The sequence below is a fragment of the Halomonas sp. SH5A2 genome (genome assembly GCF_014263395.1).
Taxonomy (GTDB): Bacteria; Pseudomonadota; Gammaproteobacteria; order Pseudomonadales; family Halomonadaceae; genus Vreelandella.
Window position 1 is genome coordinate 3,755,135 of record NZ_CP058321.1, and the last position, 20,873, is coordinate 3,776,007.

The window sequence follows — 20,873 nt, forward strand, 5'->3', positions numbered from 1 at the left end:
CACTGCCCCACAGAGAGCCTTATGAAACAACGCTTAAAACGCCTATTTCCCGAAGTGTGCAACGGCTGGTCAACATTGAGCGGCTACCACCGTTTTGAACGCCTCGTCTCGCTAGTACTGGCCCTTGCCATCGGCGGGGCCGTGCTGGTCGCCATGTACTACCTGGTAATTCACGTAGTGCAGCTGTTATTTATTCAAAGCCGAGACCCTTTCGATTACCGCGTGTTTCAAGCGCTATTCGACATGATTCTTACCGTGCTGATTGCCATGGAATTCAACAACTCCATCATCCGCACCATGACCAGTGGCAAAGGCTTTATCCATGTCGAGATTGTCGTGCTGATTGCTATCATGGCGTTGGTACGCAAGTTCATGGTGCTGGATATGGAGACCATCGACCCCTGGCAAATCGGTGCGTTGGCCGCCGCGGTGCTGGCCCTCGGGGGCTGCTATTGGTTGGTTCGTCATGCCAACCGCATGAAAGATGCCAGCGACGATTGATCGGAAAACTTGCGGGCAAAATTCGCCCTAACGCATACTGGCGGACGGACACGGCGCCCGTGCGCCCCATAAAAATAGCGACATTACGTTTGGAGTCTTGCTCATCATGCAACGCCGTCACTTTCTCAAAACCGCCAGCCTTGGCGTCGCGGGGGCCGCTGCCGCCCCTTTCGTATCCACATCCCAGGCCCGCGCCAACGAAACCTACAACTGGGACATGGTTACCTCCTGGCCTAAAAACTTTCCTGCATTAGGCACCGGTGCCAACGACTTCGCCCGCCGGGTGGAACAGCTTTCCAACGGCCGCATGACGATTACCGTCCACGGCGCGGGCGAGTTGGTGCCAGCGCTCGAAGTCTTCGATGCCGTCGCCGCCGGTACGGCTGAAATGGGCCACTCGGCGTCATATTACTGGCGCGGAAAAGTCGCCGCTTCGCAGTTTTTCACGGCTGTGCCCTTCGGCATGACAACCACCGAAATGAATGCCTGGCTTTACCACGGTGACGGTCAGGCGCTGTGGGATGAGATTTACGCTCAGCACAATCTGAAGCCCTTTGCGGTGGGCAATACCGGGCCGCAGATGGCGGGCTGGTTCAAGAAAGAGATCAACTCGCTGGACGATATGCAGGGCCTCAAGCTGCGCTTGCCCGGACTTGCCGGTGAAGCCATGAACGGCATCGGTGTGAGCACCGTCAACATGCCAGGCTCGGAGATATTTACTTCGTTGCAAACCGGCGTATTGGATGCTGCCGACTGGGTCGGCCCCTATAACGACCTGGCCTTCGGCCTGCATCAGGTGGCGGACTACTACTACACCTCGGTGTGGAATGAGCCCACGGCCGCGTTGGAGGGCACTATCAACCTCGACGCCTGGAACGCGCTGCCCGATGACCTAAAAGCCGTCGTCACCGAAGCCGCGCGCGCCTCGAATCTGGCGATGTATAGCGAGTTCGCCTTCCGTAACGCCCAGGCCCTCGAAGCTCTGGTGGACGAACACGACGTGCAGTTACGCACCTTCCCCGAGGAAGTCATGGCGGCGCTCTATAAAAGCTCTCAAGAAGCCATTCAACGCCAGGTCGAAGACGATGAAGAATCACGCCGGGTGTATGAGTCCTATTCGGCGTTCCAGAAAATCGTCCGCCCCTTCAGCGATGTCGGCGAATACGCCTATTTGAAAAGCCGAGACAACGTCGGGGCGTAGGCGTTAACGTCACGGGTAGGCATAAAGGGCGCTGAATCAAGCGTCCTTTTTTTAGGGAATTGTTAGGAAAGTTTCAGGTCCTGCTTAGTCATGAACCGCGCGGATGCGGCCATTGTCGTCCAGCGCCACCATCACAAAGCGTGCCTCGGTCACCTTTTGGCGCTCGTCCGGATGCTGTTCGTGTAGGGCGCGTACCCACACCTCCACGTCGATCTTCATAGAGCTATGCCCCACCTCTTGAAGCTCGGTGTAGACGCTCACCATCGACCCGACCCGCACCGGGCTTAAAAAATCCATTGCTTCAATGGCCACGGTGGCGGTTCGCCCGCCAGCTTCACGGCCCGCCGCCAGCTCGGCCGCCTGGTCCATCTGGTTCACCAGCCAACCGCCGGAAATATCGCCGTAAACATTGGTATCCTGGCGCGAGGCCAGTAATTTGAGGGTCAATTGACCTTGGGGGGCAGGCACATCGTCCAAATCGGTATCCAGCAGTGTCATGTGTCGGTCGCTTTGTCGGTTTATTATTGTGAAAATCAGATCGCCCTTTGAGGCGCACCTTGCCGCATCGCAATAAGTGGCTAGTTAATCACAAGAGAGCATTCGATTGAATAGTAACGGTTTCGCTTTTCGCATGAAATTTCGCGCGGCGCTGGGCCTGGCCTGGCTGCTCTTGAGTTTGCCGCTTGTCGGCTGGGCACAACAGCCCCAGGCGCCTTCCGTGAGCGGCACCCTGGGCGCCGTTGGCTCGGACACTATGGCCGGATTGATGCTGCGCTTGGGCGAAGCGCTTACTACTCAATATCCGGAAATCAACGTTCAATTTCAAGCCAGTGGCTCTGCCAGCGCACCGCCAGCCTTGCTGGCGGGCACTACCCGCATAGGCCCCATGTCCCGGCGCATGACCACTGATGAACGCAGCGCCTTTATCGAGCGTTACGGCTACCCACCCCTGGAACTGCGCGTGGCACGCGATGCACTTATCGTGATTGTACACCGCCACAACCCCCTGGCGGCGATCTCACTTCAGGATGTGGATGCGGTTTTTTCGACTAACCAGGCCTGCGGTGGCTCGCAATCGATGACTCGCTGGAAAACACTGACCCAGGACGCGACGGCGCCAAGCGGCCGTATCGCCTTGCACGGACGTAATATGGCCTCGGGCACCTACGGCCTGTTTCGTCAACGCGCGCTGTGCGACGGTGAGTTCCGCGCCGATATCAGCGAGTACATGGGCGCGTCGGCGGTCGTCGCGGCGGTGGGCGAGTCCTACGGGGCCATGGGCTATTCCGGTCATAACCACTTGACGCCATCAGTAAAGGCACTCTCCCTGACCACTCAGCAGGGTAACGCTGTGCCACCCAGCGAAGCCGCCATTCAAAGCGGCGACTATCCGCTTTCCCGCTACCTGTATGTCTACGTCAATCTGCCGCCTGACGAATCGCTGCCTGCCGCCGAGCGGGCGTTTCTGGATCTCATCATGTCCACTGAAGGTCAGCAGATTACCCGAGCGTCGGGTTTCGTTCCCCTGCCCCTGGACGATCTTGAGGCTCAGCGGGCATGGTAGTCAGACTCTGTCATTTAATTGTCATATTGGTCACGTAACGTAAGGAGCCTGCATGCAACCCCAAACGCTGACCCTATCGCTGCCTTGCCCATGATAGTCACATGACCCGCACTCGGCTCTTTCATCAGCCGCTTCGCCACTTACAGGACCGCATCGCCACCGGACTTATCACCGCCGGAGGTATTGGCGTGCTGCTGGCCATATTGGGTATCGGGGTATTTTTGGTCTGGGAAGCAGCTCCCTTGTTGCTCGACGGCGATACCGCCTCGCTGGCCATGCTCTCGCCGTTGGCGTGGGGGACGCTGAAAGCCGCCCTGATGGCATTACTGTTTGCGTTGCCACTGGCGCTGGGAGCGGCGGCTTATTCAGCGTTTTTCATGTCGGCCCGACTACGCAGCCGTATAAAACCCACCCTGGAAATGATGGAAGCCATCCCCGGGGTGGTCATCGGCTTTATCGCCGGTATGCTGCTCGCCCCCTGGGTCGAGCGTCATTTGGCCAGCACCCTGGTGGTGATTGTCTGGCTGCCGCTTAGTGCCGGGCTCGCCGGTCTGGTCTGGCACCTGGCGAGTCGCCGCTGGCAGCGCCGTCTGCCGCTTTCATGGGCGGCGCTGTGGCTGATCCCGTGGCTCATTGCCATGTTCATTATCGCCCTGTGGCTCACCCCACTGGCGGAGCAAGCCTTCTGGGGGGGTGACCTTCGTCAGCATCTTTATAGCGTGTTTGGCCTCGATTACGTCACCCGTAATGCGCTGATTGTCGGCCTGGCAATGGGCTTCGCGGTGATCCCCGGCGTCTATTCGCTGGCCGAAGATGCGCTTACCGAGGTTCCTCGCCCGCTGATGGAAGGCGCTCAGGCGCTCGGTGCCAGCCGCTGGCAAGCGGTCGTCAAGGTGGCGCTTTCCGCTGCTGGCCCGGGTCTGTTTTCCGCCGTCATGATCGGCGCGGGCCGAGCGGTGGGGGAAACCATGATCGTGCTGATGGCCAGCAGCAATACGGCGCTGCTCAGCGCCAGTCCCTTCGAAGGCATGCGCACCATGGCGGCCGCTATCGCCATTGAACTGCCCGAAGCCACGGCGGGGAGCACCCCATATCGCATGCTGGTGCTGGCGGCGCTGTTGCTGTTTCTGTTCACCTTTTTGGTCAACACTCTAGCCGAGCTGGTCCGCCAACGGCTGCGCCGTCGCTACCAGCGACTGGGGGGTGCTTCATGAAATGGCTGAAAAGCGCCCTGCAGCAGGGCATCTGGCCGTGGCTATGCGCGGGCTGTGTGGCCCTTTCCCTGCTCATGCTCGGCGCCTTGCTGGCGTTACTGCTGACACGTGGCCTGGGCCATTTCTGGCCTGCGATGCTGGACGAAGTCACTCTGAACAATGGCGATGTGGTAGCAGGCGAGGCGGTACGTGAAATGCCCCTTCCCAACCGGGCAGGTAGCGAGCGCCTCTACTTCACGGGCAATCGTGACGTCGACGACGCCCGCTGGCGCTGGGTGGCGATTGACAGCATTGCGCAACAGACCCAGCCAGCGGAACTTCTGCGTCTGAAACGGCGCACCTGGGGCGACTTTATCGGCTACCTGGAAGCCGTTGAGGTAAACGGTGAGCGCTTTAGCGGCCATGATGCCCTGCAGCAAGCAAAGCAGGCGCTCCAACTGCCCGCGCCCGAGCGCGCTCGCTATCAGCTCACCTTGCGCACGCCCCAGGGAAAAACCCTGCGCCAGCCGCTTTCCACCGTGCTCAGCATAGAAGCGCCCAATGCCATGCACATCGGTCAAAAAGTGCAGCTCTGGGCAACGGACGTCTGGCAGTTTTTAAGCCAGGGGCCGCGCGCCGCGAATACCGACGGCGGCGTATGGCCGGCTATTTTCGGCACCATGCTGATGGTGATTTTGATGTCGGTGATCGTCATGCCTTTTGGCGTGCTGGCCGCCATCTATCTCAATGAGATTGCCCACCAGGGGCCGCTCACCCGCCTGGTACGCATTGGCGTGCGCAACCTCGCGGGGGTACCGTCGATTGTCTACGGCGTCTTCGGCCTGGGCGTATTTGTCTATGGCATTGGTGGCTCACTGGACGCCTGGTTCTTCGACGACGCCCTGCCGTCACCCACCTTTGGTACCGGTGGCCTGTTATGGGCATCGTTGACCCTGGCCCTGCTGACGCTGCCGGTCGTGATTGTCGCCACCGAAGAGGGACTGGCGCGTATTCCCGATGCCCAACGCGAAGGTGCGGTGGCCCTTGGGGCCACCCGGTTTGAAATGTTGACGCGTATCGTACTGCCCATGGCCACCCCGGCGATGTTGACCGGGGTGATTCTGGCCGTGGCCCGGGCCGCCGGTGAAGTTGCGCCACTAATGCTGGTCGGGGTCGCCAAGCTCGCGCCACAAATGCCCCTCGACGGTGAGTTCCCTTACTTGCACCTGGAACGCAAGTTTATGCACCTTGGCTATCATCTGTTTGACACCGCCTTTCACGGCGAGGATGTCCAGGCGGCGATCCCGTTGGTCTATGCCACGGCGCTATTATTAGTGCTGATTGTATTGGTGCTTAACCTAACTGCCATATTATTGCGTCATCATCTACGTCGTCAGCGAGGAAGCGAATGCTAGCATCTCGACACGTCGACCACGCCACGCAGGCACATGTGGCGCATTTTCCAGCGGATCAGTGCTGTCTGGACATCAACCAGTTCAGCCTGGCCTACGCCGGGAAACCCGCGTTGCAGGGGCTCACGCTGCAGGTCCCGCGCCATCGGGTAACGGCCTTCATTGGCCCTTCCGGATGTGGCAAGTCGACCTTCTTGAGAGCGATCAATCGCTTGCATGACCTTAATGAATCGGTCAGCCACAGCGGTGAGATCAGCCTTGAGGGGCATAACATTCATGCGCCGGAAATGAACGTAACCGAGCTGCGCCGTCGGGTGGGCATGGTGTTCCAGACCCCTAACCCCTTTCCGATGTCGATCTACGAAAATGTTGCCTTTGGCCTGCGCTTGCAGAAGCGCCTCGCCAAGCGTCAGCGGGATGACATCATCGAGTGGGCGCTCACCTCAGCGGCTCTGTGGGATGAAGTCAAAGACCGCTTGCATCGCTCCGCCTGGCAACTGTCAGGCGGGCAACAGCAGCGTTTGGTGATTGCACGTACACTGGCAGTGCAGCCCGACGTGCTGTTGCTCGACGAGCCCGCATCGGCCCTCGACCCGATCTCAACGCTCAAGATCGAAGAGTTGATTCGAAACCTGAAATCTCAGCTAACGTTAGTGTTGGTGACTCACAATATGCAGCAGGCGGCCCGGGTGTCCGATTACACCGCCTTCTTGCAGCAGGGTGAGCTTGTGGAGTACGGCCCCACCGACCACGTTTTCACTAACCCTCGTTTACAACGAACCGAAAACTACATAACCGGCCGTATGGCTTAGGTTGACGCAACCCCGTTAGGAGGGCTTCATGGACATTACCAGCGATACCCACAGCCAGCATATCTCACGCCAATTCAACCATGAGTTGGAAGAACTCAAAACGCACCTGATGGCCATGGGCGGCATGGTGGAAAAACAGGTGCAGGATGCCGTCTTTGCGCTGCTGGAAAGTGATTCGCGGCTGGCCGAGAAGGTCCGCGATAACGACCGTCAGGTGAATGACCTGCAGCTGCAGATTGATGACGAATGCACGCGTATTCTAGCGCGCCGTCAACCGGCCGCCTCGGACTTGCGCCTGGTGCTTGCCGTCATCCGCGCCACCTCCGACCTGGAGCGGATTGGCGATGAAGCCAGCAAAATTGCCCGCAATGCGCTAAGCCTGAGCGAAAACAGCAGTACCGTGCGTGGGCTGGTGGAAGTGCGCCATATCAGCGAGCACGTGCGTAAAATGCTGCGTGATTCGCTGACCGCCTTCGCCCGCTTCGACACCGAACTTGCCATGCAGGTCGTGCGTGAGGATGAGTTTGTCGATAGCGAATACGGCAGCGCCATGCGTTCCTTGATGACCTTCATGATGGAAGATTCGCGCTCGATCACCTCGGTGCTCAGCATCATGTGGGTTCTGCGCGCGCTGGAGCGGGTGGGTGACCACGCCAACAACCTGGCCGAGCACGTCGTCTATCTGGTCAAGGGGCTGGATATTCGCCATACCGACCCTGAGACACTGGATCAGCAGGCGGCGCCGAAAAAGTCTTGACCTGTCCCCCGATTCCTCATGCAATACGCCCTGGCTGCGCGGCAGCCAGGGCATTGTCATCTTTGAGGAGTCACACGTTTTCATGCTAGACGCATTCACTGCCATCAGCCGGGGCACACGCTGTGTCTATAAACCTGGGCTAAGGCGTTATGTCTTTCTGCCCATCCTGGTCAACCTGCTGGTCTACGTCAGCATGTTCAGCTTTGTGCTAAACCGCTTTGATGGCTGGTTGGCCCATTGGATGAGCATGGTGCCTAACTGGCTTGATTGGCTATCGTGGCTTATCTGGCCCCTTTTCGTGATTAGCCTGTTAGTCGTGGTGTTTTTTACCTTCACGCTGGTGACCAGCTTTATTGCAGCGCCTTTTTACGGTTTCTTGGCCGCTAAAGTCGAAGTTCAAGTCACCGGTCGCGAACCTCTGGATGACCGGGGGCTGGCAAAAACGGCCATCGATGCGCTGGGCCGCGAAATGGTCAAGCTGGGTTATATCCTGCCCCGCGCGGCCCTGCTGTTCGTGATTGGCTGGATTCCAGGGCTCAACCTGTTGGCACCGCTATTGTGGGCGCTGTTTTCCGCCTGGGTGATGGCCATCACCTATCTGGATTACCCGATGGATAACAACAAGGTAGCGTTTCGCGATATGCGCGGCCGCCTATCGGCTCGCTGGTGGCAAAGCTTAAGCTATGGTGGCCTGGTCACGCTGTTGACGTGGATTCCGCTGGCCAACCTGTTCTTGATCCCCGGCGCTGTGGCCGGTGCCGTGCTGATGTGGGACCACCACTATCGCAATGTTCACTCAGTGACCAAGTTGTCTTAATACATGCGCAAGAAGCTGAGAGGAAAGGAGCGGGTATTGAGGGGCTAACAAAAACAAGACCCCGCCGTGGCGGGGTCTTCGACAGTGATCATTTTAGGCGGTGGTGCTTACCAGCTTCCAATCCTTTTGCGGGACTCCAACCTTGGACGTTACCCTGACTGGCAGTGTGACCGCCTTCTAGACTCATCCAATGAATCTCGAATCATCCCTGCTAATGCAGAACCTCCTTGCCCTGCATTGGCTTACTGTCTAAGCTTAGTTACTTTTCTTCGTTTCGTAAAGAAAAGTATCAACAGTTTTCTACATCTTACAATGCAGATAGCTGCCTTACCTATAAGGGAGCACATGCTATGCCAGCTATTCGATTTTTATCTTATTAATTATTAATAACAATGAGTTGAAGTTTCTTCGCCATGCCACTTCATCGCCCGAGAGTGCCATTTGGACACGCTAAATGTGAGTCGTAATGACACATGTGACGCCGCTGCTCAGCTATAAAATTGCTATTTATGTAACTGAAGAGACGTTACACGACGGCGTAGCCGGTGTAATAAGGCGGGTCGCCGGGAAAACACAGCGGAAGCGGGCACCCTCGCCCGGGTGCGAGTCTATTTGCAACTGGGCATCGTGGCGTAACAGCACATGCTTAACAATCGCAAGGCCCAGCCCGGTGCCCCCGGTGGCGGTGCTACGGCCTTTATCGACACGATAAAACCGCTCGGTGAGACGCGGAATATGCACGGGGTCGATCCCCTCGCCATCATCACACACTTCGATGCAGGCACCTTGACCGAACGCTTTCCAACGCAGCGTAATAGCACTGCCAGCGGGCGTATAACGTACCGCATTAAAAGCCAGGTTAGAGATGGCACTGCGTATTTCCTGCTCGCTGCCCACCAACTGCGCGGGGTAGTTACCTTCAATGGTGAGCGTGTGCTGATGCTCGGAAAGCGCCAGCGCATCGGCCCCTACACTGTTTAACAAGGGCGTCACGTCCATGGGCTGATGATCCTGCCCGCCCTGGTCAATTTCCAATCGCGACAGCAACAACAGGTCGTTGACCAGGTTTTGCATGCGCTGCGTCTGGGCCTGCATCTGCCCGATGCTGCGCCCCAATCGGGGAGGAAGCTGGTCGGCCAGCTCGCCATAGGTTTCGAGATAGCCCGATAATACGGTTAACGGCGTGCGCAGCTCATGGGAGACGTTGGCGACAAAGTCGCGACGCATCTGCTCTAGCTGATGCAGCCGGGTAATATCCCGCGCCATGACCAAGCGTTCGTCATCGCCGTAAAGAGTGATCTGGTACTGCAAAATCCGGCGCTCATCGATCGGCGACGTGAGCGTCAGCGGCTCGCTGTAGTCGCGGGCATTGAAATAGCTGATGAACCGCGGGTCGCGAAGTAGGTTGGTAATATGTTGACCGCGGTCGTGGGCGGTTTGCAGCCCCAGCATATTGCTGGCAGCGCTGTTCCACCACTCCAGGTCGCCGTGGCGGTCAAGCATTACCACGCTGTCGCGCATGGCTTCCGAGGATTCTTGAATGCGGGCAAGTGTCGAGCGTAAACGGCTCTGGGTGATACGTTGGCTTTTTTGATAGCGGTACAGACGATCAAACAGTTCGCCCCACAGGCCCTTTGCGGCGGGCGGTTCGTCCTGCGGGTGTTGTGTCAGCCAGCGGTAGGCAGCGCGCAATTGCCGCAAGTGGTAGACCAGGCACATCGCGAAGCCAGCGGCCAACCCCAGGCCCGGCAGACCCACCAGCCAGCCCAGGCAGGTGCCGAGTGCCGCCCAACCCAGCAAACGCCACAGTTCACGGTTCCACAAACGCACTGTTAAGCTCGAGCGGAGAAGCGGTAGCCGGTACCGCGTACCGTTTGAATCAAATTCTGATGCGCGTCACCCAGGGCTTTGCGTAGCCGACGAATATGCACATCCACGGTGCGCTCTTCCACGTACACATTACCTCCCCACACCTGGTCGAGTAACTGGCTGCGTGTGTAGGCCCTTTCCTGATGGGTCATGAAGAATTGTAACAGCCGGTATTCGGTCGGCCCCATATCCAGGGCTTTACCGTAGGCGCTTACCCGGTGGCCCACCGGATCAAGCAGCAACCCATTAATTTCGATGGGATCTTCCACACCCCGTGGGGTCGCTCGGCGCAACACGGCCTTGAGGCGTGCCACGAGTTCACGGGGCGAAAACGGCTTGGTGATGTAATCGTCAGCCCCCGCTTCAAGGCCCTGAATTTTATTATCTTCTTCACCCTTGGCGGTAAGCATGATGATCGGCAGTTCGGCGGTGGCTTCCTCGCGCTTGAGGCGCCGAGCCAGCTCTATGCCGCTGGTACCGGGCATCATCCAGTCGAGCAATAGCAGGTCGGGCTGATGATCAACGACCATGGCGTGGGCATCCTGAGCGTTGTCCGCTTCAAGAACACGGTAGTCGGCCATTTCCAGCGCCACCGCGATCATCTCGCGAATGGATGCTTCATCATCGACGATCAAGACGGTCTTGGCGGTCATTCCAGAGCCTCACGGTGTCCGATAGAAAGTAATCCAGTGACGGGTCAATGACGATCACACCATGACTTGATGACAATTCTATGACATTGACAACGATTCGCCAGCCGCTGGCCACCAACTCAGCGCGATCCCGGCAAATACCAGCAGGCCGGACCAGTGATTATTCAGAAACGCCTGAAAACAGGGGTCCCGCTCACGATGACGGATCAAGCGCTGCTGGTGGATGAACGTCGCCGCCATCCCGGCCAGGCCGAGCCAGAAAAAACCGCCCAACCCAATGCGCGCGCCTACCCAGGCCAGCAGCGCCAGCGTGGCGAGCTGAAGCAGCCCGATCACCAGCCGGTCGGCATTACCCAGCAACACGGCGGTCGATTTAATACCGATCTTGATATCGTCGTCACGATCGACCATGGCGTACTGGGTATCGTAGGCAACCGTCCACAGCACATTGGCAAAGAACAGCAGCCACGCCTCTACCGGCACATAGCCCAGGACTGCGCCGAACGCCATCGGAATCGCCCAGGAAAACGCCGCCCCCAACACCACCTGGGGAAAGTGCGTGTAGCGCTTCATGAACGGATAGATAAACGCCAATACCACGCCGCCCACCGACAACAAAACGGTAAACCAATTGGTCAACAACACCAGCATGAAGGCCGCCGCCACCAGTCCGATAAACAGCAGCTGGGCTTCGGTTTCACTGATCCGCCCGGTGGCGAGCGGGCGCTGCCGGGTACGCTTGACGTGGCCATCAACATGACGATCGGCATAATCGTTGACCACGCAACCCGCCGCGCGCATGACGTAAACCCCGGCGATAAAGATCAACAGCACGTTGCGCCCGGGTACCCCTTCGGCGGCTACCCATAATGCCCATAGCGTTGGCCACATCAGCAGCCAGGTGCCGATCGGCCGATCCAGACGCATCAGCTGTATAAAATCCGCAAGCCGGCTCAACCCGGTTGGCCGCAATAGAGAACGATCCATGCTTACCTCACCCATCCAAGAGACGCAGCGTTAGCCTAGCGCGAAGGCAGCGCAAGATCATCCGCCATGGTCGATAAAAAGTATTCCTGCACCAGCAGCGATAACCCACCGTGCTTACAGCCGAGCTGAAATACCGAACGGCGCCCCCACAGGCTGCTAATACGATCATCGCCAGGGAAAGCAAAACCAGGCGCATGACGCGTGGCATACAGCGGGCCACGTACCAGGTCCGGCTGGCGAAACAGCCAGCTGCCCAATGAGCGCTCGCCCAGGTTTTCCAGACACTGGCCTCTGAGCGCCTTTAGGGGAGCCACCGAGCGCGCCACGACCCATGGCGTTTCATCCACGCATAGAGCGACCTCACGGAGCCACGCATAGCGCCGGGCCGCCATGCCCAGCGCCTCGGCCTCATGCGGCTGGGGAAAGCCTACGCCCTGGCGCAACAGCCGCACGCGGAAAGGCCGCTCGCCCCCTGCGGACATAATACGCGCCGTGAGTGAGTCCGTGGAGGCAACCCATTGCCACCACGGCGCGCTCATCGCCGGACGCAGCGCTCGAACGAGGCGCCAAGATGGCAAATCAGGGGCGGATCCAACACAGTGACGCGACACCAAAGCCTCCAGGCAATTAAACGATCACGTAGTGTAACATGTCGGCTTTACAGGCTTTTGTCCCACTGACCATTGGATACCCGGATGCCCTCATCACACGCTGAGCTCGTTATTGTCGGCACTGGCATGGCGGGCGTTGGTCTTGCCCGTGCGCTTCGCCGCAAAGGCGATACGCGTACCCTGCACTTGATCAGCGCCGATAGCGGCGACGATTATACCAAACCGCTGCTGTCTACCGGCTTCGCCAAGCGTCTGCCCCCCGAAAAGCTCGCGCAACGTAATGCCACGGAGCTTGCCACATCGCTTGACGCTCGGGTGACCACCCACACACCGGTTCGACGGATTGATGTGGCTAACCGCTCGCTACGGCTGGAAGACGGCCAGGCGCTGGACTACGACCGCCTGGTGCTGGCCACCGGCGCCGAACCGCGAGTGCCCATAGCGATTCCCGACCCCGTAAAGGCGTATTGCTTTACCGTCAACGATCTTGATGACTATCGCCGTTTTCATCATGCCCTGGGGTCAACGCCCGCTCGCGTGGCGGTGATCGGCGCTGGCCTGGTCGGCTGCGAGTTTGCCAATGATCTGCACGCGGGCGGACATGACGTCACCGTTATCGCCCCCGACGCCACGCCACTGTCACGCTTGCTGCCTGCCCCACTGGGCCGCGCGCTGGGCGATGCGTTTCTTGACGCGGGCATCCACCTTGCGCTGGGCAGAGCCATCAAGACCATGGCACTTAATGATGCCCCGGGCGTAACGCTAACCCTGGATAACGACGACGCGCTCAACGCCGACGTGATCTTGATGGCGACGGGGTTAACTCCACGGACCAAACTAGCCGAGGCGGCCGGGCTCACGGTTTCCGCCAGCGGTATTCAGGTGGACCGGCAACTGCGCACCTCTCACCCGGATATCGATGCCCTGGGCGATGTCGCCTGCGTTGATGGCATCAACGCCATGTACGTGCAGCCCCTGCAAGCCAGCGCCCAGGCGCTCGCTGCCACCCTGGCCGGCACACCCACACAGGTCAGCTTCGGGGCTTGGCCAGTGATCGTCAAAACGCCGCTGCTACCGGTCGTTGCCTACCCACCGGTCGAGACCCCTGAACGCTGGCGGATCGAAGGCGAAGGCAGTGACATGACGGCAATCGCTGAAGATAAAGACAGACGTTTGATTGGTTTTGCATTGACAGGCAGCTGCGTGAGAAGGAAAGTGGAGCTTTCCAGAGCAGCCCCTACGCTGCTAGGCTGAATTTCGCGGCGTTGGCGGTTTGGCTGAAATGACGGCTGAACCTACAGTGTCCTTACCAACAACACGACAGTGTATCTTGCACGATCATTAAACAAAGGGAGTTTCCTTATGCGTAAACCTGAACTTGCAGCCGCCATTGCGGAAAATGCCGACCTGTCCAAAGACAAAGCGGGCCAAGTCCTCAACGTTATCCTTGATGAAATTACCAACAGCGTGTCCAAAGGCGAAGACGTTGCCTTGATTGGTTTTGGCACTTTCACCGTTCGCGAGCGTGCCGCGCGTACCGGCAAAAACCCGCAAACCGGCGCGCCGCTGCAAATTCCAGCCAGCAAGAATGTCGCCTTCAAGCCGGGTAAAGCGCTTAAGGACGCTGTTTCCTGATGAAGCTCAAACTGACGCTGTGGCTATTGGGCTTTTTGCTCAAACGAGCCCTGCGCCGCAAGCCGCGCTTTCGTGAACAGTTAGAACGTATGCGCGGCCTGGATTGGGGCATTGCCACAGAAGATTTGAGCACTGCCCGCCATTACCGGATGACGCCAACCAGCGTTACCACTGGTAAAGGGCTGCCGGTCGACCTGGATCTTGAACTGCGCTTTCGTGACGACGAGGCCGCTTTACGCATCCTCAAGAAGCCCACGCAGCAAGCCTTCCTCGACGGCATGATCAACGGCGAGGTCCGCCTGGTAGGCGACTCCGCCGATATGAACAAGCTGCAGAAGCTGCTGAAGCATCTGTAGTTTGCGGCCCCGACGGCACTGTTAGCGCTCGAGGGGCCAATCACGTCACCCCACCCGTATACCACCAGTGACTCACCTACCCCACTGCTACCTAATACCCCCCCCGATAACTAATAGATCAGCGTTGCAGACAGGCGCTACCCAAACCCTTTATACTATGATCACGACTAAAGTCTAATAACGTCGATCATTAAGAGACCCTATGCCCATCGCATTACCGCTGCGCCGCCTCTGGACACTGGATAAGTTCGCTTACAGCCTGCGCGTGTTTATCGCCTTCAGCGGTGCGCTACTGCTGAGCGCGCTGTTGGGCGATGTCGCCTTGGTCATCCCGCTGTTTCTAGGCATTATCGCCTCCGCGCTGTCGGAAACCGACGACAGCTGGGAGGGCCGCTTACAAGCCCTGCTGGTAACGCTTGCCTGCTTTGCCTCGGCGTCGTTTATCGTACAGTGGCTATTCCCCTGGCCGTGGCTGTTTGCCCTGGGGCTGGCGATTTCGACCTTTACCCTGATCATGCTCGGGGCCATTGGCCAACGCTACGCCACCATCGCCTCGGGAACGCTGATTCTGTCGATCTATTCGATGATCAATATCGAGCAGCACGGCGGGGTGGATGCAGACGTCGCTTACCGCCAGCTCCTACTGCTGGCGGGTGCTGCCTGGTACGGGGTCATTTCGGTCATCTGGTGTGCGCTTTTCTCGCGCCAGCCGGTCAAACAAAGCATGGCGCGGGTCTACAAAGCACTGGGCGAATTTCTGATCTTGAAGTCAGCGCTGTTCGAGCCGGTGCGGGGTGTGGATGTCGAAGCCCGACGCGTAGCGCTGGCACGCCAGAACGGTAAGGTCGTCACTGCACTTAACCAGGCCAAGGAGATGATTTTCCGTCGTCTCGAAGGCCAGCGGGGTGACCAGAAGCTCAACCGGTATCTGCGCATCTATTTTATCGCCCAGGATATCCACGAGCGGGCAAGTTCAACCCACTACCCGTATAGCGCCCTGACCGATGCGTTCTTTCATCACGACGTGCTGTTTCGCTGCCAGCGGCTTCTCGATCAACAGGGTCGTGCCTGCCGCCAGTTAGCCAAGTCGCTACTACTCAACCGCCCGTTCGGCCACGAACAGAGCGAACAGGCGCTGGTTGATTTGCGCGCCTCGATTGATAACCTGAGCGACCGCGGAAAACCCGAGTGGCGGCCGCTTATACGCCCGCTCAACGCCCTGGCCGACAACCTGACCACCCTCGAAGCACAGATCGCCAGTGCGCATAACCCTGACGCCAACGACGAGCGCCGCGATAGCGCCCTGTTTGACCGCTCGCCTTCCAGTCTGTACGAAGCCTGGAAACGCGTACGGCTTAATTTGCACCTGGGCTCGCCCACCTTTCGCCACGCCGTCAGGCTGAGCACCGCCCTCGTGGCAGGCTATGGCCTGTTGCACTGGCTCGATCCGGAGCAGGGCTTCTGGATCCTCTTGACCACGCTGTTTGTCTGCCGACCCAACTTCGCCACCACACGGCGGTTTCTCTCTCAGCGGATTATGGGCACGGTGCTGGGGTTGGTCGTCGGTTGGGCGTCGATCAGCTTATTCCCCCACGCGCTGGTGCAAAGCATGATCGCGGTGGCCGCAGGGGTCTCATTTTTTGCCAACCGTGAAAAGCATTACGTGATCGCTACCGCCTCGATTACGCTGCTGGTGCTGTGCAGCTTTAACCAGGTGGGTGACGGCTTCGATCTTATCTGGCCGCGCCTGTTCGATACGCTGATTGGCGCCCTGATAGCAGGCCTGGCGGTGTTCTTTATTCTGCCCGACTGGCAAGGCCGCCGGCTTAACCGCGAAGCAGCGCATGTGCTGACCAACCATCGCCGCTATCTGGAAGAAATCATTCACCAGTACGAAGAAGGCAAACAGGACGATTTAGCGTACCGTCTGGCACGGCGCAATGCGCATAACGCCGATGCGGCGTTGTCCACGCTACTGACCAATATGCTTCACGAGCCGGGGCACTACCGTAAACAGGATGCCGACAACGGGCTGCGCTTTCTGGTGTTGTCCAACACCCTGCTGAGCCACCTCTCGGCACTGGGCGCCCATCGCCATCAGTTGGCCGACGACGAGGACGACAGCGCGTCCGTGCCCGCCGCCAAGCGCATGTGCGAACTGCTCGACCAGCTCGCCGAGCAGCTGCAAAACCGCCAGACAATCACCCCGCTGTCGGCCCAGGCCGAGGCGCTGATCGCCCAGCTCGACGAGCAAGGCCCGCCCAAGGAGGAAAACGCCGTCACGCGTTACCGGCCGATCCAGAGCCAGCTACGTCTGATCGCAAACCAGCTGGCACCGCTGAGCGACGCGGCGAGTCGTCTTATCAGCACACCGGAGCCGACGACCCAGGCTTGAGTTAAACCTGCCCATAGCGCCCGGCGGCTTCGCCCAGCCAGCGGCGCACCAGCACGGCGGTGATAGCCTTCTCGCCTTGCAGCGCCTGGGCCAGCGCCGTGACCTGGTCCAGCAGATCGCTGTCGCGCTCAAGGTCGGCAATTTTCATCTGCGCCAGGCCGGTTTGACGTGTACCGAGCACTTCGCCGGGGCCGCGGATTTCCAGGTCTTTTTCGGCGATGCGAAAACCGTCGGTGGTTTCGCGCATCACCGCTAAACGCTGCCGGGACGTTTTGGAAAGCGGCGGGTGATAAAGCAGTACGCAGAAGCTTTCCGTGCTTCCGCGCCCCACGCGACCTCGCAGCTGGTGTAGCTGCGAAAGCCCCAGCCGTTCGGGGTTTTCGATAATCATCAGGCTGGCGTTGGGGACGTCCACGCCGACCTCGATCACCGTGGTTGCGACCAGTAGATCCAGCTCGCCTGCTTTAAACGCTGCCATCACCTCGGCTTTTTCACCGGACTTCATGCGCCCGTGCACCAGGCCAATGGCAAGTTCCGGTAGCGCCTCGATAAGTTCGTCGCGGGTCACTTCCGCCGCCTGGCACTGCAGTGCTTCGGACTCTTCGATCAGCGTGCACACCCAATAGGCCTGACGGCCTTCGCTGCAGGCGCGCCGTATACGCTCGACCACTTCGGGGCGGCGCTCGTCGGCGACCACCACGGTCTTTACCGGCGTGCGGCCAGGAGGCAGCTCGTCGATCACCGAGACATCCAGGTCCGCGTAGGCGCTCATGGCCAGCGTACGGGGAATCGGCGTGGCGGTCATGATCAACTGATGCGGCGTCAGCCCGCCCGCTTCGCCTTTTTCACGCAGCGCCAGGCGCTGGTGCACGCCGAAACGGTGCTGCTCGTCGATGATCGCCAGTCCCAGGCATTGGAAATGCACGTCGTCCTGAAACAGCGCGTGGGTGCCTACCACCATGCGCGCACGGCCATCGGCAATCGCCGCCTTGGTATCCAGCCGTGCTTTGCCTTTGAGCTTGCCCGCGAGCCACGCCACCTCGATGCCCAGTGGCTCGAACCAGTCTTTAAAAGCGCGATAATGCTGCTCGGCGAGGATTTCCGTGGGCGCCATGATGGCCGCCTGACAGTTACCCGCCAGCGCTGACAGCGCCGCCATAGCGGCGACCACGGTCTTTCCCGAGCCCACATCGCCCTGTACCAGCCGCAACATGGGGGCAGAGCGGGCAAGATCCAGGGCAATTTCTTCAAGCACACGCCCTTGGGCGCCAGTCAGGGCGAAAGGCAACTGAGCCAGGAAACGCGCTTGAAGGCTTCGCCCGGATGGCAACTCAGGGGCACCATCCGCCTGAATGCGCATACGCACCTCGCGCAGACTCAGCTGATGCGCCAGCAATTCTTCCAGCGCCAGACGCCGCGTCGCCGGATGCTGGCCGTGGGTAAGCTGCTCCAGGTCGGCATCCGGCGGCGGCTGATGGAGAAGCTTTAGGCTGGCATGTAATCCGGGTAACTGAAAGCGCTGGCGCAACGCCTCGGGAATCACGTCGGGCAGCGCCTCGGGCTGATTTTCCAGCAGACCCAACGCCTGTTGGGTCAAAGCGCGCAGGCGCGTTTGATGCAGCCCTTCGGTGGTGGGGTAAATCGGCGTAAAGTACTCATCGACCGGTGTTTCGCTGCCGCCGCTCAGCCTATATTCGGGGTGGTAGATTTCCAGCCCCGTGGCCCCGGCGCGCGCTTCACCAAAGGCACGCACGGTAGCCCCTGGCCTCAGCTGTTGCTGCTGGGCGGGCGAGAAATGAAAAAAACGCAGGCTTAAAATGCCGCTTTTGTCGCGCAGCCGCACCAGCAAGCTCCGCCTGCGCCCTTTGACTACGTCGCAGGCAGTGACATCGCCTTCAATGACCGCCTCACTGCCCGCACGCAGCTCGCCGATAGGCGTCAGCCGGGTGCGGTCCTGGTAGCGCAACGGCAAATGGAACAGCAGGTCGCTGACCTGCTCGATCCCCAGGCGGCCAAGCTTCAGCGCCAGCGCTTCACCCACGCCTTTAAGGGCGGTGACCGGTGCCGAAAGCGCCGTCATGAGGCAACCGTCGACGCCTGGGTTGGCTGACGACAATGATTGATGGCGTTGATCAACGCATCAATGGCTTTGGGGCGCGGAAAGCTGGCCCGCCAGGCAATCGCTACCGTTCGCGAGGGCGCGGGGCCGACAAAGGGGCGGCTGACCAGCATGGCATTTTCATACTGGTCGGTGCCCAACGCCGACTGAGGCAGCACGGTGATGCCCAGCTTGGAGGCCACCATATGCCGGATTGTCTCCAGCGAGCCGCCTTCGGCAATAAGTGTGTTGTTGGGATTATTGAGCTTTTGCGTGATCGCGGGGCAGGCTTCCAACAGCTGGTCGCGGAAGCAGTGGCCTTCCCCCAGCAGTAGCAGGCGCTCTTCTAATAGCTCTTCTTTATGGATCGCCTCCCGCGCTTCCCAGCGATGCTTAGCGGGTAGCAGTACTTCAAAGGTTTCATCGTAAATCGGCTTGGTCACCACGTCGGTTTCGGTGAACGGCAGCGCCACGATGATGACATCCAGCTCACCGCTGCGCAGCTTGGTGCGCAGTGCGCCGGTCAACCCTTCTTCAATATACAAGGGCATTTGCGGTGCGGCCTTGGCCAGCTCAGGTACCAGGTGCGGGAACAGATAGGGGCCGATGGTGTAAATGGCCCCGATACGCAGAGGATTGGCGAGCTGGTCTTTACCGGCGCTGGCCATGTCAAAGATAAGGCTACTCTGCTCAAGCACGCGCTGTGCCTGGGCGATGATCTTTTCACCTAACGGCGTTACCTGGACCGTCGCCTTGGAACGCTCGAACAACGGCGTTTCCAGTTCATCCTCGAGCTTTTTAACCGCCACCGACAAGGTTGGCTGGGAAACATGACAGCGCTCGGCGGCACGGCCAAAGTGGCGCTCCTGGGCAAGGGTTACGATGTAGCGAAGTTCTGTTAAAGTCATAGTGGTGCCAGTGGCATCCTCTCGTAGCAGCTTGTGACTAGCGATCGCGACAGTTAGCGGGTAGGAAAAGGACAGACAAGCCCTGCTGACGATGTCGTCTCTACGATTGCTTCTATAGGGAATTGTAGATCAGGGACCTTGTATCTAATAGGGATTATTTATCAATAGGAGCGAGCAAGTGACGCTAACCGTACTGATTATTGGCTGTGGCGATATCGGCATAACGCTCGGTCGTGAACTGCTCAGCGAAGGACACCGCGTGATTGGCGTGCGTCGCCATATCGAAGCCTTGCAGGATACCGGCATTGAGCCCTTGGCATTGGATCTCAATGAGCTTGAAGGCGCCGACACAAGCGCGCTTCCCGAGGTAGATTACGTCATTTACACGGTAAGCGCCGACCACTTTGAAGAAAGTGCCTACCAGAGTGCTTACCCTGAGGGCTTGAAGCGGGTGCTGAGCGTCATGGAACAACACGCCACACCGCCGCGCCGCGTATTTTTCGTGTCGTCGACCAGCGTCTACGGCCAGCAGGAAGGCGAGGTGGTCAACGAGGAAAGTCCGACCGAACCAACAAGCTTCTCCGGCACGCTGATGTGCGAAGCCGAACAGGCGCTGATCAACCACCCGCTACCCGGCACCGTGGTGCGTTTTTCGGGCATCTACGGCCCCGGCCGCGACCGGCTCATCCATCAGGTCGCCGAAGGTCGGCTCGCTGCGGTCACCCCGGTGATTTATTCCAACCGCATTCACCGCGACGACTGTACCGGCATTCTGGCCCATCTAATTAACTGCCAGGAAAACGGCCAGCCATTGGCGGACCTCTACCTGGGTAGCGATTGTGAACCGGTCACGATGCATAACGTGATGGACTGGATTGCCCAGCAGCTCAAGGTAGATTCCACCGACACAATGCAGTCGCCGCTGCGTCGACGCACCAGCAAACGTTGCGATAACCGGCGTATTCTCGAAACCGGCTATGAGTTCCGCTACCCGACGTTCCGCGAGGGCTACGCTCAGGTGTTGAAAGAAGGCGGCTTCTGGCGCGTGCAAAAGGCTTAACCTCCCGTCTTCTCGCCCACAACACTGCCATGGGCATCCAGCTT

20 protein-coding genes are annotated in these 20,873 nt (G+C 59.3%); 13 read left to right on the forward strand and 7 right to left on the reverse strand.

The genetic code is table 11. The annotated features are described in order from the left end of the window. The first annotated feature begins 21 nt into the window (after positions 1–21). Both HXW73_RS17290 and HXW73_RS17295 read left to right on the forward strand, forming a co-directional pair. The gene (locus HXW73_RS17290) at positions 22–501 is read left to right on the forward strand and encodes a phosphate-starvation-inducible PsiE family protein (RefSeq protein ID WP_186254256.1); all 480 of its coding nucleotides are present in this window, start codon (positions 22–24) and stop codon (positions 499–501) included. A gap of 106 nt (positions 502–607) precedes the next feature. Then, entirely contained in the window at positions 608–1,702 is a 1,095-nt protein-coding gene (locus tag HXW73_RS17295; protein ID WP_186254257.1) for a TRAP transporter substrate-binding protein, read from the forward strand. Positions 1,703–1,786: 84 nt separating this feature from the next. Here HXW73_RS17295 and HXW73_RS17300 read toward each other — a convergent pair whose 3' ends face one another. Then, complete coding sequence (locus tag HXW73_RS17300) at positions 1,787–2,200, reverse strand: acyl-CoA thioesterase (RefSeq protein WP_186254258.1); 414 nt, start codon at positions 2,198–2,200, stop codon at positions 1,787–1,789. Positions 2,201–2,333: 133 nt separating this feature from the next. Here HXW73_RS17300 and HXW73_RS17305 point away from each other — a divergent pair, with 133 nt between their 5' ends. The 6 genes from HXW73_RS17305 (at position 2,334) to cysZ (ending at position 8,257) form a co-directional block, all read left to right on the forward strand. Continuing rightward, positions 2,334–3,266, forward strand: coding sequence for a PstS family phosphate ABC transporter substrate-binding protein (locus HXW73_RS17305; RefSeq protein WP_186254259.1), 933 nt, complete (start codon positions 2,334–2,336; stop codon positions 3,264–3,266). A gap of 101 nt (positions 3,267–3,367) precedes the next feature. After that, the gene (locus HXW73_RS17310) at positions 3,368–4,480 is read left to right on the forward strand and encodes an ABC transporter permease subunit (protein ID WP_186254260.1); all 1,113 of its coding nucleotides are present in this window, start codon (positions 3,368–3,370) and stop codon (positions 4,478–4,480) included. Then, entirely contained in the window at positions 4,477–5,874 is a 1,398-nt protein-coding gene (gene pstA / locus HXW73_RS17315; protein ID WP_186254261.1) for a phosphate ABC transporter permease PstA, read from the forward strand. Before HXW73_RS17310 ends, pstA begins: the two co-directional genes overlap by 4 nt. Beyond that, complete coding sequence (gene pstB, locus HXW73_RS17320) at positions 5,868–6,683, forward strand: phosphate ABC transporter ATP-binding protein PstB (RefSeq protein WP_186254262.1); 816 nt, start codon at positions 5,868–5,870, stop codon at positions 6,681–6,683. The genes pstA and pstB overlap by 7 nt, the downstream gene beginning before the upstream one ends. Positions 6,684–6,711: 28 nt before the next feature. Then, the gene (gene phoU, locus HXW73_RS17325; RefSeq protein WP_186254263.1) at positions 6,712–7,440 is read left to right on the forward strand and encodes a phosphate signaling complex protein PhoU; all 729 of its coding nucleotides are present in this window, start codon (positions 6,712–6,714) and stop codon (positions 7,438–7,440) included. An 82-nt stretch (positions 7,441–7,522) separates the two neighbouring features. Further along, complete coding sequence (gene cysZ / locus HXW73_RS17330; RefSeq protein ID WP_186254264.1) at positions 7,523–8,257, forward strand: sulfate transporter CysZ; 735 nt, start codon at positions 7,523–7,525, stop codon at positions 8,255–8,257. A 507-nt stretch (positions 8,258–8,764) separates the two neighbouring features. Here the strand turns inward: cysZ and phoR are convergent. From phoR to HXW73_RS17350, 4 genes are all read right to left on the reverse strand, one after another. Continuing rightward, a complete protein-coding gene (phoR, locus tag HXW73_RS17335; RefSeq protein WP_186254265.1) occupies positions 8,765–10,087 on the reverse strand; it encodes a phosphate regulon sensor histidine kinase PhoR in 1,323 nt (440 codons plus the stop codon). A gap of 2 nt (positions 10,088–10,089) precedes the next feature. Then, positions 10,090–10,779 carry a phosphate regulon transcriptional regulator PhoB gene (gene phoB, locus HXW73_RS17340; protein WP_186254266.1) on the reverse strand — a complete coding sequence of 230 codons (690 nt, stop codon included), beginning with the start codon at positions 10,777–10,779 and terminating at the stop codon, positions 10,090–10,092. Between the two features lie 78 nt (positions 10,780–10,857). After that, on the reverse strand, positions 10,858–11,766 hold the full coding sequence (gene ubiA / locus HXW73_RS17345; RefSeq protein ID WP_186254267.1) for a 4-hydroxybenzoate octaprenyltransferase: 909 nt from the start codon (positions 11,764–11,766) through the stop codon (positions 10,858–10,860). A 35-nt stretch (positions 11,767–11,801) separates the two neighbouring features. Beyond that, on the reverse strand, positions 11,802–12,248 hold the full coding sequence (locus HXW73_RS17350; RefSeq protein WP_342211941.1) for a chorismate--pyruvate lyase family protein: 447 nt from the start codon (positions 12,246–12,248) through the stop codon (positions 11,802–11,804). Positions 12,249–12,461: 213 nt separating this feature from the next. Here HXW73_RS17350 and HXW73_RS17355 point away from each other — a divergent pair, with 213 nt between their 5' ends. The 4 genes from HXW73_RS17355 (at position 12,462) to yccS (ending at position 16,763) form a co-directional block, all read left to right on the forward strand. Continuing rightward, the gene (locus HXW73_RS17355) at positions 12,462–13,631 is read left to right on the forward strand and encodes an FAD-dependent oxidoreductase (protein ID WP_186254269.1); all 1,170 of its coding nucleotides are present in this window, start codon (positions 12,462–12,464) and stop codon (positions 13,629–13,631) included. Between the two features lie 108 nt (positions 13,632–13,739). Then, positions 13,740–14,012, forward strand: coding sequence for an HU family DNA-binding protein (locus HXW73_RS17360; RefSeq protein ID WP_066316486.1), 273 nt, complete (start codon positions 13,740–13,742; stop codon positions 14,010–14,012). Then, positions 14,012–14,368, forward strand: coding sequence for a hypothetical protein (locus HXW73_RS17365; RefSeq protein WP_186254270.1), 357 nt, complete (start codon positions 14,012–14,014; stop codon positions 14,366–14,368). Before HXW73_RS17360 ends, HXW73_RS17365 begins: the two co-directional genes overlap by 1 nt. Positions 14,369–14,570: 202 nt before the next feature. Next, a complete protein-coding gene (gene yccS, locus HXW73_RS17370; protein ID WP_186254271.1) occupies positions 14,571–16,763 on the forward strand; it encodes a YccS family putative transporter in 2,193 nt (730 codons plus the stop codon). Position 16,764: 1 nt separating this feature from the next. On the opposite strand, the gene recG is transcribed toward yccS, so the two are convergent. Both recG and HXW73_RS17380 read right to left on the reverse strand, forming a co-directional pair. Further along, complete coding sequence (gene recG / locus HXW73_RS17375; RefSeq protein WP_186254272.1) at positions 16,765–18,843, reverse strand: ATP-dependent DNA helicase RecG; 2,079 nt, start codon at positions 18,841–18,843, stop codon at positions 16,765–16,767. Continuing rightward, a complete protein-coding gene (locus tag HXW73_RS17380) occupies positions 18,840–19,769 on the reverse strand; it encodes a hydrogen peroxide-inducible genes activator (RefSeq protein ID WP_186254273.1) in 930 nt (309 codons plus the stop codon). Before HXW73_RS17380 ends, recG begins: the two co-directional genes overlap by 4 nt. Before the next feature lie 178 nt (positions 19,770–19,947). Here HXW73_RS17380 and HXW73_RS17385 point away from each other — a divergent pair, with 178 nt between their 5' ends. Then, the gene (locus HXW73_RS17385; RefSeq protein WP_186254274.1) at positions 19,948–20,829 is read left to right on the forward strand and encodes an SDR family oxidoreductase; all 882 of its coding nucleotides are present in this window, start codon (positions 19,948–19,950) and stop codon (positions 20,827–20,829) included. Positions 20,830–20,873 lie beyond the last annotated feature (44 nt).